At 65.2% G+C, this 14,074-nt stretch carries 14 protein-coding genes; 7 read left to right on the top strand and 7 right to left on the bottom strand.

Annotated features, from left to right (window positions below):
• Positions 1–79: 79 nt before the first annotated feature.
• Positions 80–1,492, bottom strand: a complete 1,413-nt coding sequence (gene ramB, locus R4P95_RS02365; RefSeq protein ID WP_109327734.1) for an acetate metabolism transcriptional regulator RamB — start codon at positions 1,490–1,492, stop codon at positions 80–82.
• Between the two features lie 538 nt (positions 1,493–2,030).
• On the opposite strand from ramB, the gene aceA reads away from it, so the two are divergent.
• The 4 genes from aceA to R4P95_RS02345 all read left to right on the top strand — a co-directional run bounded on the left by aceA (position 2,031) and on the right by R4P95_RS02345 (position 7,877).
• Positions 2,031–3,320 carry an isocitrate lyase gene (gene aceA / locus R4P95_RS02360; protein ID WP_109327738.1) on the top strand — a complete coding sequence of 430 codons (1,290 nt, stop codon included), beginning with the start codon at positions 2,031–2,033 and terminating at the stop codon, positions 3,318–3,320.
• 126 nt (positions 3,321–3,446) lie between these two features.
• Positions 3,447–4,343: a 3-hydroxybutyryl-CoA dehydrogenase gene (locus R4P95_RS02355; RefSeq protein ID WP_213573157.1), complete on the top strand. Its 897-nt coding sequence runs from the start codon at positions 3,447–3,449 to the stop codon at positions 4,341–4,343.
• Between the two features lie 117 nt (positions 4,344–4,460).
• Positions 4,461–6,755, top strand: a complete 2,295-nt coding sequence (gene metE / locus R4P95_RS02350) for a 5-methyltetrahydropteroyltriglutamate--homocysteine S-methyltransferase (RefSeq protein ID WP_317743465.1) — start codon at positions 4,461–4,463, stop codon at positions 6,753–6,755.
• Positions 6,756–6,836: 81 nt separating this feature from the next.
• Complete coding sequence (locus tag R4P95_RS02345; RefSeq protein ID WP_317743464.1) at positions 6,837–7,877, top strand: NAD(P)-dependent alcohol dehydrogenase; 1,041 nt, start codon at positions 6,837–6,839, stop codon at positions 7,875–7,877.
• A gap of 1 nt (position 7,878) precedes the next feature.
• Here R4P95_RS02345 and R4P95_RS02340 read toward each other — a convergent pair whose 3' ends face one another.
• Entirely contained in the window at positions 7,879–8,676 is a 798-nt protein-coding gene (locus R4P95_RS02340; RefSeq protein ID WP_213573154.1) for a SigB/SigF/SigG family RNA polymerase sigma factor, read from the bottom strand.
• A complete protein-coding gene (locus R4P95_RS02335) occupies positions 8,673–9,107 on the bottom strand; it encodes an ATP-binding protein (RefSeq protein ID WP_213573153.1) in 435 nt (144 codons plus the stop codon). Before R4P95_RS02335 ends, R4P95_RS02340 begins: the two co-directional genes overlap by 4 nt.
• Positions 9,108–9,329: 222 nt before the next feature.
• On the opposite strand from R4P95_RS02335, the gene R4P95_RS02330 reads away from it, so the two are divergent.
• Both R4P95_RS02330 and R4P95_RS02325 read left to right on the top strand, forming a co-directional pair.
• Entirely contained in the window at positions 9,330–10,019 is a 690-nt protein-coding gene (locus R4P95_RS02330; protein ID WP_213573152.1) for an ANTAR domain-containing protein, read from the top strand.
• A gap of 358 nt (positions 10,020–10,377) precedes the next feature.
• Positions 10,378–10,686, top strand: coding sequence for an STAS domain-containing protein (locus R4P95_RS02325; RefSeq protein WP_249353953.1), 309 nt, complete (start codon positions 10,378–10,380; stop codon positions 10,684–10,686).
• 32 nt (positions 10,687–10,718) lie between these two features.
• Here R4P95_RS02325 and R4P95_RS02320 read toward each other — a convergent pair whose 3' ends face one another.
• From R4P95_RS02320 to R4P95_RS02310, 3 genes are all read right to left on the bottom strand, one after another.
• Positions 10,719–11,915, bottom strand: a complete 1,197-nt coding sequence (locus tag R4P95_RS02320; protein ID WP_317743931.1) for a glycosyltransferase — start codon at positions 11,913–11,915, stop codon at positions 10,719–10,721.
• Between the two features lie 186 nt (positions 11,916–12,101).
• Positions 12,102–12,257 carry a DUF6131 family protein gene (locus R4P95_RS02315; RefSeq protein WP_201453523.1) on the bottom strand — a complete coding sequence of 52 codons (156 nt, stop codon included), beginning with the start codon at positions 12,255–12,257 and terminating at the stop codon, positions 12,102–12,104.
• A 19-nt stretch (positions 12,258–12,276) separates the two neighbouring features.
• Positions 12,277–12,834: a DUF2231 domain-containing protein gene (locus R4P95_RS02310; protein ID WP_213573151.1), complete on the bottom strand. Its 558-nt coding sequence runs from the start codon at positions 12,832–12,834 to the stop codon at positions 12,277–12,279.
• Positions 12,835–12,955: 121 nt separating this feature from the next.
• On the opposite strand from R4P95_RS02310, the gene R4P95_RS02305 reads away from it, so the two are divergent.
• A complete protein-coding gene (locus R4P95_RS02305) occupies positions 12,956–13,177 on the top strand; it encodes a hypothetical protein (protein ID WP_109327758.1) in 222 nt (73 codons plus the stop codon).
• 15 nt (positions 13,178–13,192) lie between these two features.
• Here the strand turns inward: R4P95_RS02305 and R4P95_RS02300 are convergent, their stop codons facing one another.
• Positions 13,193–14,053, bottom strand: a complete 861-nt coding sequence (locus R4P95_RS02300) for a polyphosphate kinase 2 family protein (RefSeq protein ID WP_317743463.1) — start codon at positions 14,051–14,053, stop codon at positions 13,193–13,195.
• Positions 14,054–14,074 lie beyond the last annotated feature (21 nt).

Below are 14,074 nucleotides of genomic sequence, written 5' to 3'. Positions count from 1 at the left end.
GACGTGTTCGTGTCGCGAATTACAGACGTGTGAACAAGCGCTCACAGGGCCAGCGGTGCGCGGCGGAAGGTGCAGTACCTCACCGAATGAGGTAGGGGGACACCGAACTGCGGTGTTCGCTGATGTCGAGTTGCTTGCCCAGGGGCGGGAACGCCCGTTGTGGGCAGTTGACCCGCTCGCACACCCGGCAGCCGGCTCCGATCGGCGTCCCGGGATTCGACTCGTCGAGGTCCAGTCCGTCGCCGTAGACCAGGCGGTGCGCGTGTCTGATCTCGCAGCCGAGCCCGATCGCGAAGATCTTGGCCGGCTGCCCGTAGCGGGCGGCACGACGCTCGACGGTGCGGGCGACCCAGAGGTACCGGCGGCCGTCGGGCATCTGCGCGATCTGGTTCATGATCTTGCCGGGGTATGCGAACGTCTCGTAGACGTTCCACAGCGGGCAGGTGCCGCCGCTCGTGGAGAAGTGGAAGCCGGTGGCGGATTGGCGCTTCGACATGTTCCCGGCGCGGTCGACGCGCACGAACATGAACGGGACCCCGCGCAGCTTCGGCCGCTGCAGGGTGGAGAGGCGGTGGCAGACCGTCTCGTAACTGACCGAGTAGAACGCCGACAGGCGCTCGATGTCGTAACGGAAATCCTCGGCGACGTCGTGGAACTGCCCATAGGGCAGCACCGTCGCGGCGGCGAAGTAGTTGGCGAGTCCGAGCCGGGCCAGCGCCACCGACTCGTCGCTGGTGAAGCCGCCCTCCGCCACCATCTTGTCGAGGAGGTCGCCGTACTCCAGGTAGGCCAGCTCGGTGGCGAACTTGAACACCTGCTGCCCGCCCGAGAGGTGCGGCGAGATCTCCAGCACCCGCGACTCGGGGTCGTACCGGTGCAGCACGTTCTCGCCCAGGTCGATGCGGCGAACGATCTGTACGTCGTGCACCGTTTCCAGCCTGCGGGCGATCTCACCACCCACGTCGCCGCGGTGGAAACGCAGGCGGGCGGTGAGCTCTTCCGCAGCAGTATCGAGCTCGTGCAGGTAGTTCTGACGCTGGTAGAAGTAGTCCCGGACCTCTTCGTGCGGCATCGTGATGGAACCGCTGCCGCTGCCGTCGCTGAACCGGTCCTCCGTGGCCGCCGCCAGCTGCGCGGTGGTGTTGCGGAACCGGCGATGCATGTTGACCATGGCCTTCGCCAGGCCTGGATGCGACGCCACCATGTCCGCGATCTCCTGAGCGTCGGCGTCGATACCCATCTCCTGATCGAGGGCAACCTCCCGCATCTCGGCGATCAGGCGGGTGTCGTCCTGGGAGGCGAAGAAGGTGGTGTCGACGCCGAACACCTCGCTGATGCGCAGCAGGACCGGCACGGTGAGCGGCCGGACGTCGTGCTCGATCTGGTTGAGGTAACTGGCGGAGATTTCCAGCGTCTTGGCCAGTGCTGCCTGGCTCATGCCTCGTTCGGTGCGGAGCTGACGCAACCGGGTACCGACGAAGGTCTTCGACATTTCCCCAGCCTACGAAGGGTTCGCGGGGTTCGCAAGAGGGGCTTCGCAGCCTTCGCGGGTGCTGCGGTCCGGGGGCGAACGTACCTTCCGGCGCTGTGGACGCGCCGAAAGGTACATTCGCCCCCGACGCCGGGGGCCGGCCATCGGACGCGAGCGCGGTAACGGCCGCTGAGCGCGGTACCCGGCCCGATCGGTGATTGCCATCACAACCGGCGCGTCGAGGGGTGTGCCGCCGCGGGGAGGTGCGGGCCGCAGGGGTGCAATTACCTGTGTACGAGGGGTTGCGTGCATTGTGTTCGCGACCTGCGCGTTCTTACTACTGGCGGGTATCTTTCCTCGCCGACAGGGCAGGTCGTGACCCATTCCTTCTTCGCAAAGTTTGCAAGGCTCGATGAAAAGCTAGCGAAGATTGGCAGTAGCAACAGGTAGACGGCACTTTTTGTGTGTGTCATTCTCGATGAGTAACTAGGAAGGGCCTGGCAAGGATGTGAAGCAGTACATCCGTACCGGACCAGCAGATCGAAGAGATGGAGTCTTGATGTCGACCACCGGCACCCCGAAGACCGCAGCTGAGATTCAGCAGGATTGGGACACCAACCCGCGCTGGAAGGGAGTAACCCGCAACTACACGGCGGAGCAGGTCACCAAGCTCCAGGGCACCGTTGTCGAAGAGCAGACCCTCGCACGCCGTGGTTCCGAGATCCTCTGGGACCTCGTGAACAACGAGGACTACATCAACTCGCTGGGCGCGCTGACCGGCAACCAGGCCGTTCAGCAGGTTCGTGCAGGCCTCAAGGCCATCTACCTCTCCGGCTGGCAGGTCGCCGGTGACGCGAACCTGTCCGGACACACCTACCCGGACCAGAGCCTCTACCCGGCCAACTCGGTTCCGCAGGTCGTGCGTCGCATCAACAACGCGCTGCTGCGCGCCGACGAGATCGCCAAGGTCGAGGGCGACACGTCCGTCGACAACTGGCTCGCCCCGATCGTCGCCGACGGTGAAGCCGGCTTCGGTGGTGCACTCAACGTCTACGAGCTGCAGAAGGCCATGATCGCGGCCGGTGTCGCCGGTTCGCACTGGGAGGACCAGCTCGCGTCGGAGAAGAAGTGCGGCCACCTCGGTGGCAAGGTGCTCATCCCCACGCAGCAGCACATCCGCACCCTGACCTCGGCTCGCCTCGCGGCCGACGTCGCGGACGTTCCCACCGTGGTCATCGCACGTACCGACGCCGAGGCCGCGACCCTCATCACGTCGGACGTCGACGAGCGCGACCAGCCGTTCCTGGACGGCACCCGCACCGCCGAGGGCTTCTTCGGTGTCAAGAACGGCATCGAGCCCTGCATCGCTCGCGCCAAGGCTTACGCGCCGTACGCCGACCTCATCTGGATGGAGACCGGCGTGCCGGACCTCGAGGTCGCCAAGCGGTTCGCCGAGTCCGTGCGCAGCGAGTTCCCGGACCAGCTCCTCGCCTACAACTGCTCGCCGTCCTTCAACTGGAAGGCGCACCTGGACGACTCGACCATCGCGAAGTTCCAGAAGGAGCTCGGCGCGATGGGCTTCAAGTTCCAGTTCATCACCCTCGCCGGCTTCCACTCGCTCAACTACGGCATGTTCGACCTGGCCCACGGCTACGCCCGCGAGGGCATGACCGCCTTCGTCGACCTGCAGGAGCGCGAGTTCAAGGCCGCCGAGGAGCGTGGCTTCACCGCCATCAAGCACCAGCGTGAGGTGGGTGCCGGCTACTTCGACAGCATCGCCACCACGGTCGACCCCAACACGTCGACGGCTGCTCTGAAGGGTTCCACCGAAGAGGGTCAGTTCCACTGAGCCTTGTCCACAACAAGGATTCGACCGATCACGGTGTGACCTGATCAATCCCGACCCCCGGGAGGGGCCTGTTCCAGGGCCCCTCCCGGGGCGACGACTCCACTAGACGAAAAAGGAGCTGACGACGTGACCAGCGACAAAATTCAGCGCGTCGGCGTTATCGGCGCCGGGATCATGGGCGCCGGAATCGCAGAGGTGTGCGCTCGCGCGCACGTCGATGTTCTGGTGTTCGAGCAGACCCGTGAGCTTGCGGCTGCAGGGCGCTCACGCATCCTGCGTTCGCTCGACCGCGGCGTGAGCAGCGGCAAGATTACCGAACGTGAACGTGAACAGGCGGCCTGGCGGCTCCGGTTCACCTCCGATCTCGGTGATTTCGCGGATCGCCAGCTCGTCGTGGAGGCCGTCGTCGAGGACGAGAAGGTGAAGAGTGACATCTTCGCCGAGCTCGACTCGGTCGTGACGGATCCGAATGCCGTGCTGGCATCCAACACGTCGTCGATCCCGATCATGAAGCTGGGCATCGCCACGAAGTCCCCGGAACGGGTCATCGGGATGCACTTCTTCAACCCCGTTCCGGTGCTTCCCCTCGTCGAGCTCGTGACCACGCTCAAGACGAGCAGGGCGGTGGCCGAGCGGGCCGAGGCCTTCGCGAGCGATGTGCTGGGCAAGCAGGTCGTCCGCTCCGCGGACCGTTCCGGCTTCGTCGTCAACGCCCTGCTGGTGCCGTATCTGCTCTCCGCCATTCGCATGGTGGAGTCGGGGTTCGCCACCAAGGAAGACATCGACAAGGCAACGGTGCTCGGCCTCGCACACCCGATGGGTCCGCTCGCGCTGACCGACCTGGTGGGTCTGGACACGGTCAAGTCCATTGCCGACTCCATGTACGAGGAGTTCAAGGAGCCCCTGTACTCGGCACCGCCGCTGTTGCTTCGCATGGTCGAGGCGGGACTTGTCGGCAAGAAGGCGGGGGCCGGCTTCTACGAGTACGCCGAGAACGGCCGGGCCAGCAAGAAAGCAAGCTAGTAGGTAGGTAGGCGACTACCCTGTGCGCCTTTCACGACCCCGGTTGTGAGAGGCGCACAGGTGCATCGAGTCCGCGGTGCTTTCCGCCCCCGGACTGAGCCCAGAAAGGTCGACCGCATGTCCAGCACCGCAACATACGGATCCAGCATCCTGGGGTATCCCCGCATCGGGCCGCACCGCGAACTCAAGCGCGCCCTCGAGTCCTACTGGCATGGCACCAGCACGAAGGCAGAACTCGTCGCCGTAGGGCGGGACCTGCAGGAAGAGACGTGGAGTGAGCTTGCCGCGACCGGTTTGACCCAGGTCCCGGGCAACACGTTCTCGTACTACGACCACGTACTCGACAACGCGCTGCTGTTCGGTGCGGTGCCCGAGCGGTTCGCCGCGCTCGAAAGCGACTTGGATCCGCTGGACTTCTACTTCACGATGTGTCGCGGCCGGCCCGACTTCCCGCCTCTCGAGCTGGTGCGCTTCTTCGGCACCAACTACCACTACCGCCAGCCCGAACTGGACGAGAACACCACCTTCTCCCTGCGTTCGGACACGCTGATGGACGAGTTCGCACGGGCGAAGGCGCGCGGAATCGAACTGCGTCCCGTCGTGCTCGGCCCGGTGTCGCTGCTGCTCCTGTCGAAGGTGGGGCCGACGTCCCGGCGGCACGGCTTCTCGACGCTCGACCTGCTGGACAAGATCCTGCCGGAGTACGAGCTGTTGTTCGAGCAGCTCGCGAAGGCCGGCGCCACGTGCGTCCAGCTCGACGAACCGTCGTTCACCGAAGATCGCACACCCGAGGAGCTGGCCGCGCTCGCGCGTGCGTACGAGAAGCTGTCGCACGCGCCGCTGCGTCCCCGCATCCTCGTCACCGGGCCGTACGGACACCTGGGTGAAGCACTCGCCCTCCTCGCTGCGACCAAGGTCGAGGCTCTCGGTCTCGACCTGGTCAGCCATCGGATGAGCGCCGATGACCTCGCGAAGATCCCTGGCATTCGGCGCAAGCGCATCTACGCCGGTGTGGTCGACGGCCGCAACGTGTGGAGGGTCGACCGGTACAACACCCTGACGTACCTGAACACGATCAAGGACGTCGTGCCGGATCTCGTGGTCTCGACGTCCACGTCGTTGCTGCACGTTCCCTACGACGTGCTGTCCGAGTACGACATCCAAGGCGATGTGGCAGACCGGCTGGCGTTCGCCAAGCAGAAGGTCGGTGAGGTCGTGTCGCTCGCGAAGGCTCTCACCGAGGGGCCGTCGGAGAAGTGGCGCAAGCGCCCCACCTCGGTGCACTTCAAGCTCAAGCACGCCGTGCGTGCCCGGGTCAATGCCATCACGCCGTCCGACCGTGTCCGGGTCCCGTACGAGGAGAGGCGCGTCGCGCAGCAGGAGCGGCTGAATCTGCCCCTGGTTCCCGCGACGACTCTCGGCTCGTTCCCTCAGACGACCGAGATCCGTCAGGCTCGCTACGAGCTGGGGGAGGGACGCCTGGAGTGGGACGAGTACTACAAGCGGATCCAGGCCGAAATCGAGAACACCATCCGGTTGCAGGAAGACATCGGTCTGGACGTGCTGGTGCACGGCGAGCACGAGCGCAACGACATGATCCAGTATTTCGCGGAGCTGCTCGAGGGTTACGCGTACACCCACAACGGCTGGGTGCAGGCCTACGGTTCGCGATGCACGCGTCCGCCGATCCTCTACGGGGACGTGTCGCGGCCGAAGCCGATGACGGTCGAGTGGATCTCGTACGCGCAGTCCTTGACGGACAAGCCGGTCAAAGGCATGCTCACCGGTCCGGTCACGATGATCGCGCGGTCGTTCGTCCGCCAAGATCAGCCGTTGTACGAAACGGCGGACCAGCTGGCGTTGGTGATCCGCGACGAGATCGCCGATCTGGAGGCCGCGGGTATCGCGATCATCCAGGTGGACGAGCCGGCCATCCGTGAGCTGCTGCCTCTGCGCGAGGACGGTCGTGAGGCGTATCTCGAGTGGGCTGTCGATGCGTTCCGCCTCGCCACCGGTGGTGCCAAGCCTGAGACGCAGATCCACACTCACCTCACCTACACGAGCCGCGCGTCGGTCGTCGATGCCATCGAGCGCCTCGACGCGGACGTCACTGCCATCGTGGCCACCCGGTCCATTACCTGGGTGCTCGATGCTCTCAAGGAACGGGCGCTGACTCACGGGGTCGGTCCCGGTGTGTACGAGAGCAGGTCGGCCCGGATACCCGATATCGACGAGCTGGACGAACTGCTCACCGAGGCCAGCGAATCCGTCTCTCTCGAGCGGCTGTGGGCCAACCCCGACGGGGGTCTCAAGACCCGTCACTACTGGCAGTTGGAACCCTCGCTGCGCAATCTGGTGGCGGCCGCGCGCAGGCTCCGCCGCCGGGCCGAGAAGGAAGAACTCGAGGACTGAGTCGATTCGTTTGGGCGGGCCGTTGTTCTCGGACACGGCCCGCCTGGACGCCGAGCGACGCGAACAGGTAGGCATGTGTGCATGGTTACCGCCGCCGCATATGCCGTCACGTCCGCTGAGGGCACCTTCGAAAAGACCACCATCGAACGTCGGGAGCTCGGACCGCTCGACATTCTCATCGAGATCAAGTTCGCGGGCATCTGCCACTCGGACATCCACACCGCCCGCAACGAGTGGGGCGGAACCCACTATCCCGTCGTCCCCGGCCACGAGATCGCCGGTGTGGTGACCGCCGTCGGTTCCGGGGTGACCCGCCACCACGTGGGTGACCGCGTCGGAGTCGGGTGCTTCGTCGACTCCTGCGGTGAGTGCGACGCCTGCCGCGCCGGTGAGGAGCAGTACTGCGCGAATCGCGTCACCGGCACCTACAACGCTCGCGGCCGCGACGGCGAGTGGACGCAGGGCGGATATTCGACGCACATCGTCGTGACGGAACGTTTCGTCGTCTCCATTCCGGACGGGCTGGAACTGGACGTCGCGGCGCCGCTGCTGTGCGCCGGAATCACCTTGTACTCACCACTCGCGCACTGGGGCGCGGGCCCGGGCAAGAAGGTCGCCGTCATCGGCATGGGCGGGCTGGGACACGTCGGGGTGAAGATCGCTCGTGCGATGGGCGCGGAGGTCACGGTTCTGAGCCAGTCCCTCGGCAAGAAGGAGGACGGGCTGAAGTTCGGAGCCGATCACTACTACGCCACCAACGATCCGGAAACGTTCAGATCGTTGCGGAGCCGGTTCGACCTGATCGTCAACACGGTGTCGGTGAACCTGGACATCGACGCGTACCTGTCGATGCTCGCGATCAACGGCACCCTCGTCGAACTCGGCCTGCCGGAAAAGCCGATCGAGGTACGCGCGTTCAGTCTCGCCGCCAATCGGCGCAGTCTCGCCGGTTCGATGGTGGGCGGTATGGCCCAGACTCAGGAAATGTTGGACTTCTGTGCGGAGCACGGCATCGGCGCGGAGATCGAGGTGATTCCGGCGAGCGACATCGATGCCGCCTACGATCGCGTCGTCGCCAGCGATGTGCGGTACCGGTTCGTGATCGACGCGGCAACGATCTGACTCACGCCTCCCCGAGCTGATCCCGCAGCGACGCCAGTGTTTTCGCCAGCAGCCGCGAGACGTGCATCTGCGAGATGCCGACGCGGTCGGCGATCTGGGTCTGCGTCATGTTGCCGAAGAACCGGAGCATCAGGACGGTCCGCTCCCGTTCGGGCAGCGACTCGAGCAGCGGGCGTAGGGTCTCGTGATTCTCGACTTCGTCCATCGCGGCGTCGTAGTCACCGATCGTCTCGACCATGGACAGTTCGCCGGACCGCTCGGACGACGTGTTGTCCACGGACACCGTCTGGTAGGCGTTGCCGGCGAGGAGGCCCTGCGCCACGTCCTCCTGGTCGATGTGGAGATGTTCGGCCAGCTCGCTGACGGTGGGGGCGTGGCCGAGGGTCTGCGACAGCTCGCCCACCGCGAGGCTCAGCGCGAGATGCAGTTCCTTCATGCGGCGCGGTACGCGCACGGCCCACCCGGTATCTCGAAAATGCCGGCGTACCTCGCCCATGATCGTGGGCACCGCGAAGGACACGAAGTCGGAACCACGGGTCACGTCGAACCGATCCACCGAATTGACGAGGCCGAGGCGCGCCACCTGTACCAGGTCGTCGTGCGCCTCGCCTCGCCCGTCGAATCGACGGGCAATGTGCTCCGCGAGGGGGAGGCAACGCGTCACCAGCGCGTCGCGGAGAATTCGTCTTTCGGGATCGTCCTCGTCGAGCGCGGCCTTCCGCTCGAACAGTGCTGCCACATCCTGATACTCGTCCGGCCAGCGTGCCGTCTGCCCCCCACCGCGAGTACCGGACGTCACAGAATCGAGCCGTTCTTCACCCTGGTGAATTCCATGGTGGTGACAAATCCCGACGAGGGCGGGTCCGGCTCGTGGCGCATATCGACCGAATCGGTCAGGGCCTGAAGTACGTGCCAGCCGAACGAGCGCGGCCCGAGCGAATCAATGCTCGTGGTGGTGCTCGACACGGCCACTCGCAGTGTGCCGTCGAGGTACTGCAGCCGGCACACCAGGACAGCATCGGGCGTCGCGCGGACGATCAATTGGGTGCAGATCTCGTCCATGGCCAGTTTGATGTCGGCGATGGAGTCGAGGTCGAAGTCTTCGTGAATGGCAACGGTGGCTGCCAGGGCGCGTAGAACGGACAGCTGATCGGGCGTTGCTCGCACGCGCAGTTCGACGACGGGATGAGTGTGATCCTGGTCGGGTTCGATTGTCTTGGCGATGGCCATGAGACCTCCGGGTCGGGCGTTACCGGGTTGACGGCGGGAGTGTTGCCGGCTCGCGGGTGGTGACAAGTCAGGGTAGCGATCCGGGGACACCGCAGGTGGGATACCGCAGAACAACCCCGATCAAACCAGTCCGCGCGGTACGTATGCGCAGGTAGGGTTGGCGCAAGCGATGAGCGTTCCTCAGGCTCTCGATGGGGCATGTGGTCAGAGGAGACGAGTGGGATGCGGAAGGATCTCCGACGGCAGACTGCGACGAGCGTCGACCCCCCCGCGGACGTCGATCCGGTCACCGTGTCGCTCGAGGCGGTGCTCCGGCTCCTCGAGACCGAAGACAGTGTCATTGCCCTCCTGAACAACTTGTGCAGGCAGGCGGTTCAGGCATTTCCCGGAGCGGAAATGGCCGGAATCACGCTACTGGGCGCAGCCGGACCGGCATTCGTGGCCGCAACATCGGACGAGGTGTTCCACTTGCGCGAGGCCCCGGCGTTCGGTACCGGCGGTAGCTCCCTGTCGGTGCCGTTGACCGACGGAACAGCACGGGCAGACTCCCGGTCAGGGGATATCGAGACGCTGGGTGCCTTGAACCTGTACGGCAGCCGCCCGCACGCCTTCGACGACCTCGATCAGTCGGTGCTCGGGTCGCACGTCGACGCGGCGACGGCCGCACTGCGTCAGGTACGACGATGCGAGGAAGCGAGAAGCCTGCTCGAACAATTGCGGATAGCAAATGATTCGCGGGCTGTCATCGATCAGGCCAAGGGCATCGTCATGGCGTTGCGGGGAGTAGATGCCGGGGCCGCTTTCGGCGTCCTCGTCGCGCGCTCGCAACAGGAGAACGTGAAGCTGCGTGTGGTCGCCGAGCAAGTGGTGCGCGCCGTCGCGAGACGCGCGCCCATAGGTAACGCTTTGTAATAGCTCACCTGCGCAGATGTCGGCAAGGGATCTGTTATTTCCTTGTGACACATCACTGCCGGGAGTAGTCTCGAACCGAGGTTGAACACACAGCCGATGTCGGGAAGCGCTGCCGTAGCAGACGGTGAGAGGTGTCCGAGGTCGGGTTTGTCTGCAGGTGCTCCGCTTCCCCTCTCAAAAGTTCGAGATGGGGTGAGCCATGTCTGTTGTTCCAGGGGTCCCAAAGCCTGAACTGGCCTGTTCGGGCGCGGGTACCGGCGTCGACTACACACCGAAAGTAGTCCTCGCAGCGGTCGATACCGTTCCGACACGCTGTGCGAGTGCGAAATTCTCTTCCGAGCGAATAGGTTCAGGAGTGATGGTTCTCGGAGTGCGCGGTGACATCGATCTGTTCAGTGCGCCCGTGTTCCACGAATACGTCTGCACCCAGATCTCGCCTGAGGGGCAATTCATCCTCGACATGTCCAAGGTCGACTTCATCGGGACGGCAGGACTGTCGGTCCTCGACAGCGTCCACGCATCGAACCTTCGGGACGGGCGGCATTGGGCAATGATCTGCGGGCGCCCGCTCTATCGGCTGTTACGGGCGGCGGGTCAGGAATCGAGTTACCCATGCTTCCCGTCGGTCGACAGCGCGCTCGGGGCGTGGCACGGAAGAACCGCCTGACGGAAGAACCACGGCCGGAACCGGTGCGGAGATCAGTGCGCACCGGTTCGACTCGTGCGCGGGGGAGCGGAAACGCAACGTCCGTACGCACGAAGTGTGTCGGTGGCGACTCGATCCCAGGAATACCGTGCGCGGGCACGGTCGCAGCCCGCCATGCCGAAGCCCGCACGCAGCGCATCATCGTCGAAGATTTGCCGTAGTGCCTCGGCCAGTCGCACCGGATTTCGGGGTGAGATCAGCCGCCCGGTGATTCCGTCGACGACCGTGTCCCGCATGCCGCCGACCGCGGAAGCGACCACCGGGGTGCCGCAGGCCATCGCCTCCAGGGGGACCATGCCGAATGGCTCGTACCACGGGGTACACACCACAGCGTCCGCGGAGCGCAGCAGGGACGGCATGACGTCGTGCCGAACGTGGCCGACGATCCGTACCCTGTTGCTCACCTTGCTCTCACGCGCGAGAGCCTGCAGTCGCATCGCCTCCGGATCGTCGGCGACCCGCTCGGCGGCCGGTCCGCCCGCAATGACCAGTTCGGTATCGGGAAGATGGGTAAGCGCCGCGATGGCGGTGTCGTAACCCTTGCTCGGCGCCAGCCTGCCGACCATCACGATGCGATGACGCATCCCCTTGTCGTCGGCGCGACCGTCCGGAGTGAATTCCGCGACGTCGACACCGGAAGGAACCACCGATGTCCGGGACCGCGGCAGACCGAGGTGGGCCAGTTCGAAGACCTCGTCAGTACACGTTGCCACCACCCGGGTGGCTCCGCGGGCGATCAACTGCTCGAGGTGAACTCGGTTGGACTGGCTCGTCATCGGACGTTGGAACCGCTCCTCGACGACGCCCAGGGCGTGGAAGGTCTGCACGGTGGGGATGCCGAGGAGGCGCGCCGCGAGCTGCGTCGCAATACCCGACATCCAATAGTGGGCGTGAACGATGTCGGGCCTTTCGGCCTCCCATTCGTTCTTCAGGAAATTGCCGAAACAACCCATCAGGGGCAGTATTTCGGCTTCCGGCATCGGCCGGGGCGGGCCGAGGGGTACCTGCACGACCGTGTATCCGCCCGGCATGGTGAAGCGGTCCGGGAGGGTCTCGTCGGCGCGGCGCGTGTACACGGTGACGTCGTGGCCCTCGCGGGTGAGGGCAGCGGACAGTTCCGCCAGATGGATGCTCTGCCCACCTCCGTCGCCGTCCGAATCGGTCAGCGGACCCGCGTTGCCGGAGACCATCGATATTCGTAGCCGCCGGGCGGTGACGAGAGGCGCGGTTCTGATCGGCTGACCGACGCAGGAGTCGGGTCTCGGCTGGCGATGAGTGGCGGTCATGCCAGGGGATTCCCGAACTGTGGGTTTGTAAACCGACCGGCTCGCACTCTGTCACAGGACAGGGTTCACGGGACCGGTCGGTGTCGCGATCTAGTACCAGTGGCGCCTGCCGCCGACAGCGCGTCCGGTGGAACCGAGAATCCACAGCACCGCGCCGATCACCAGGAGAATGATGCCGAGAACCCAGAGCCAGTTGAGATTGGCCAGCCATCCGATCAGGAGCAAGATCAATCCGAGCACGATCATGACGTTCCTCGTTTCTTCCTCATCCTCTCGACGCGGGAAACGTGTCCGCTGAGGGACTGCGCTCCACGTCGCCGACTCCTGCGCCCATTGCGTAGGTCAGATGTCCGCCCAGCGTTCCGCCGACGCCGACCGCGAGAAACCCGGCGACGCTCAGCGCGACAGCTTGCGCGTCGGTACCGCGGCGGCGGCGCAGGAACGACGCGGTGAAGGCGGCGATTCCCAGTGCGTTCGCACCCGCGTGAATGAGGCCGACACGGCGTTGCGTCGCATCGCGTTCGGCCCAGTCCACCCAGCCGGTCGTGAGGGTGGGCACTGCCGAGAGGAGACCGAATCCGATCAGCCGTCTGGCGGCGACGTGGTCGCGCAGCACGGTGTCCAGGACCAGGGACCCGGACCAGGCGCCGATCGGGACGGTGACGAGCACGGGATGCAGCGGGTGACCCAACCAGGAACCTCGCAGAACTTCACGGGCTCCGGTGCCGCTGAGCGTGCCGGCGATCCTGCGCTGCAACAGTGCGCTGACGTTGTCGAGGAAGTCGGCGGACTCCGTCTTGCGTAACAGACCGGGTACGTTCATTCGGCTCGATTACCCCGGCCGGACGGCGTGAAACCCCCGTTGACGCCACCGAGACATCTTGTCGCCGATTGCAGTGCGGCGTAGCGTCGGGAACAGATTCCACCAGGTGAGGTGAGTACTGATGAAACTCAATCTCTTCGCCGCGTGGACAAGCTTCGCGCTCGTCCTGTTCGCGGTGGTCTGCATCGCCGGGTTCCTCGTCGCTGCCGGATCCGGTGAGGGCGGCTGGGCGGTGATCGCCGGTTCGTTGTGCGTCGTCGCCCTCGCAGCAGCAATGGCGCTGTACGGCGGCACAGTGCGCCACGATCACCGGGTGCATCACGACACGCCGCACCTTTTCTGAAGCGACCGCGTTCGCCTACGACTCCGCGAGTCGGCGCTGCTCCGTGTCGATGTCGAAATCAGGTTTCGGCCATTCGAGGCGGAGGCGTTCGAATGCGTCGATCAGCAGCTCGGTGACCGCAATTCTGCTGTACCACTTCCGGTCACACGGAACCACATACCAGGGCGCGTCCTCGGTGGACGTCTTGTCGAGCATCGCCTGGTAGGCGTCTTGATACGCCGGCCACAACTTGCGCTCGGTCACATCGCCAGGGTTGTACTTCCAGTACTTGTCCGGGCGCTCCAGTCTCTTCTGCAGCCGCGACTTCTGTTCGTCGAGGGAGACGAACATGGCCACCTTCACCAGGGTGGTGCCGGTGCCGAGGAGTTCCTTCTCGAACTGATTGATCTCGTCGTAGCGGCTACGCCACACGGTCTCGGGAACGAAGCCGTGTACGCGCACCACCAGGACGTCCTCGTAATGGGAGCGGTCGAAGACGCCTAGTTGCCCGCCCCGGGGCAGCGCCTTCGTGACCCGCCACAGGTAGTGGTGCCGCTTCTCCTCGTCGGTGGGCACCCCGAACGCCACGTGATCGACACCCTGCGGATCGACGTGCCCGATGACGTGACGAACCATTCCGCCCTTGCCCGCGGTGTCCATGCCCTGAAGGACGAGCAGCACCGAGCGGTTGTCGCCGGATCGGCCGTTGGCGTAGAGCTTCTCCTGCAACGAGGAGAGGACCGTTCCCCGTTCGTGGAGGGCGCGCTTCCCGTCGGTCTTGCCGCTGACCAATCCGGGTGTGCTCCGACTGTCGAGATCAGCGATCTGCATGCCGGGCCGGAAGCGCAGCACTTCGGCGGCCGGTGTCTCCCACAACCCTGCTGCGTTGTCTGCCATCTACGAACAGTGTCACAGTCG

Origin of the sequence: Rhodococcus sp. IEGM 27 (genome assembly GCF_033142305.1) — a bacterium.
Taxonomy (GTDB): Bacteria; Actinomycetota; Actinomycetes; order Mycobacteriales; family Mycobacteriaceae; genus Rhodococcus_F; species Rhodococcus_F oxybenzonivorans.
The sequence above is the reverse complement of the archived record's forward strand: the minus strand, read 5'-3'. Positions and strand labels throughout refer to the sequence as shown.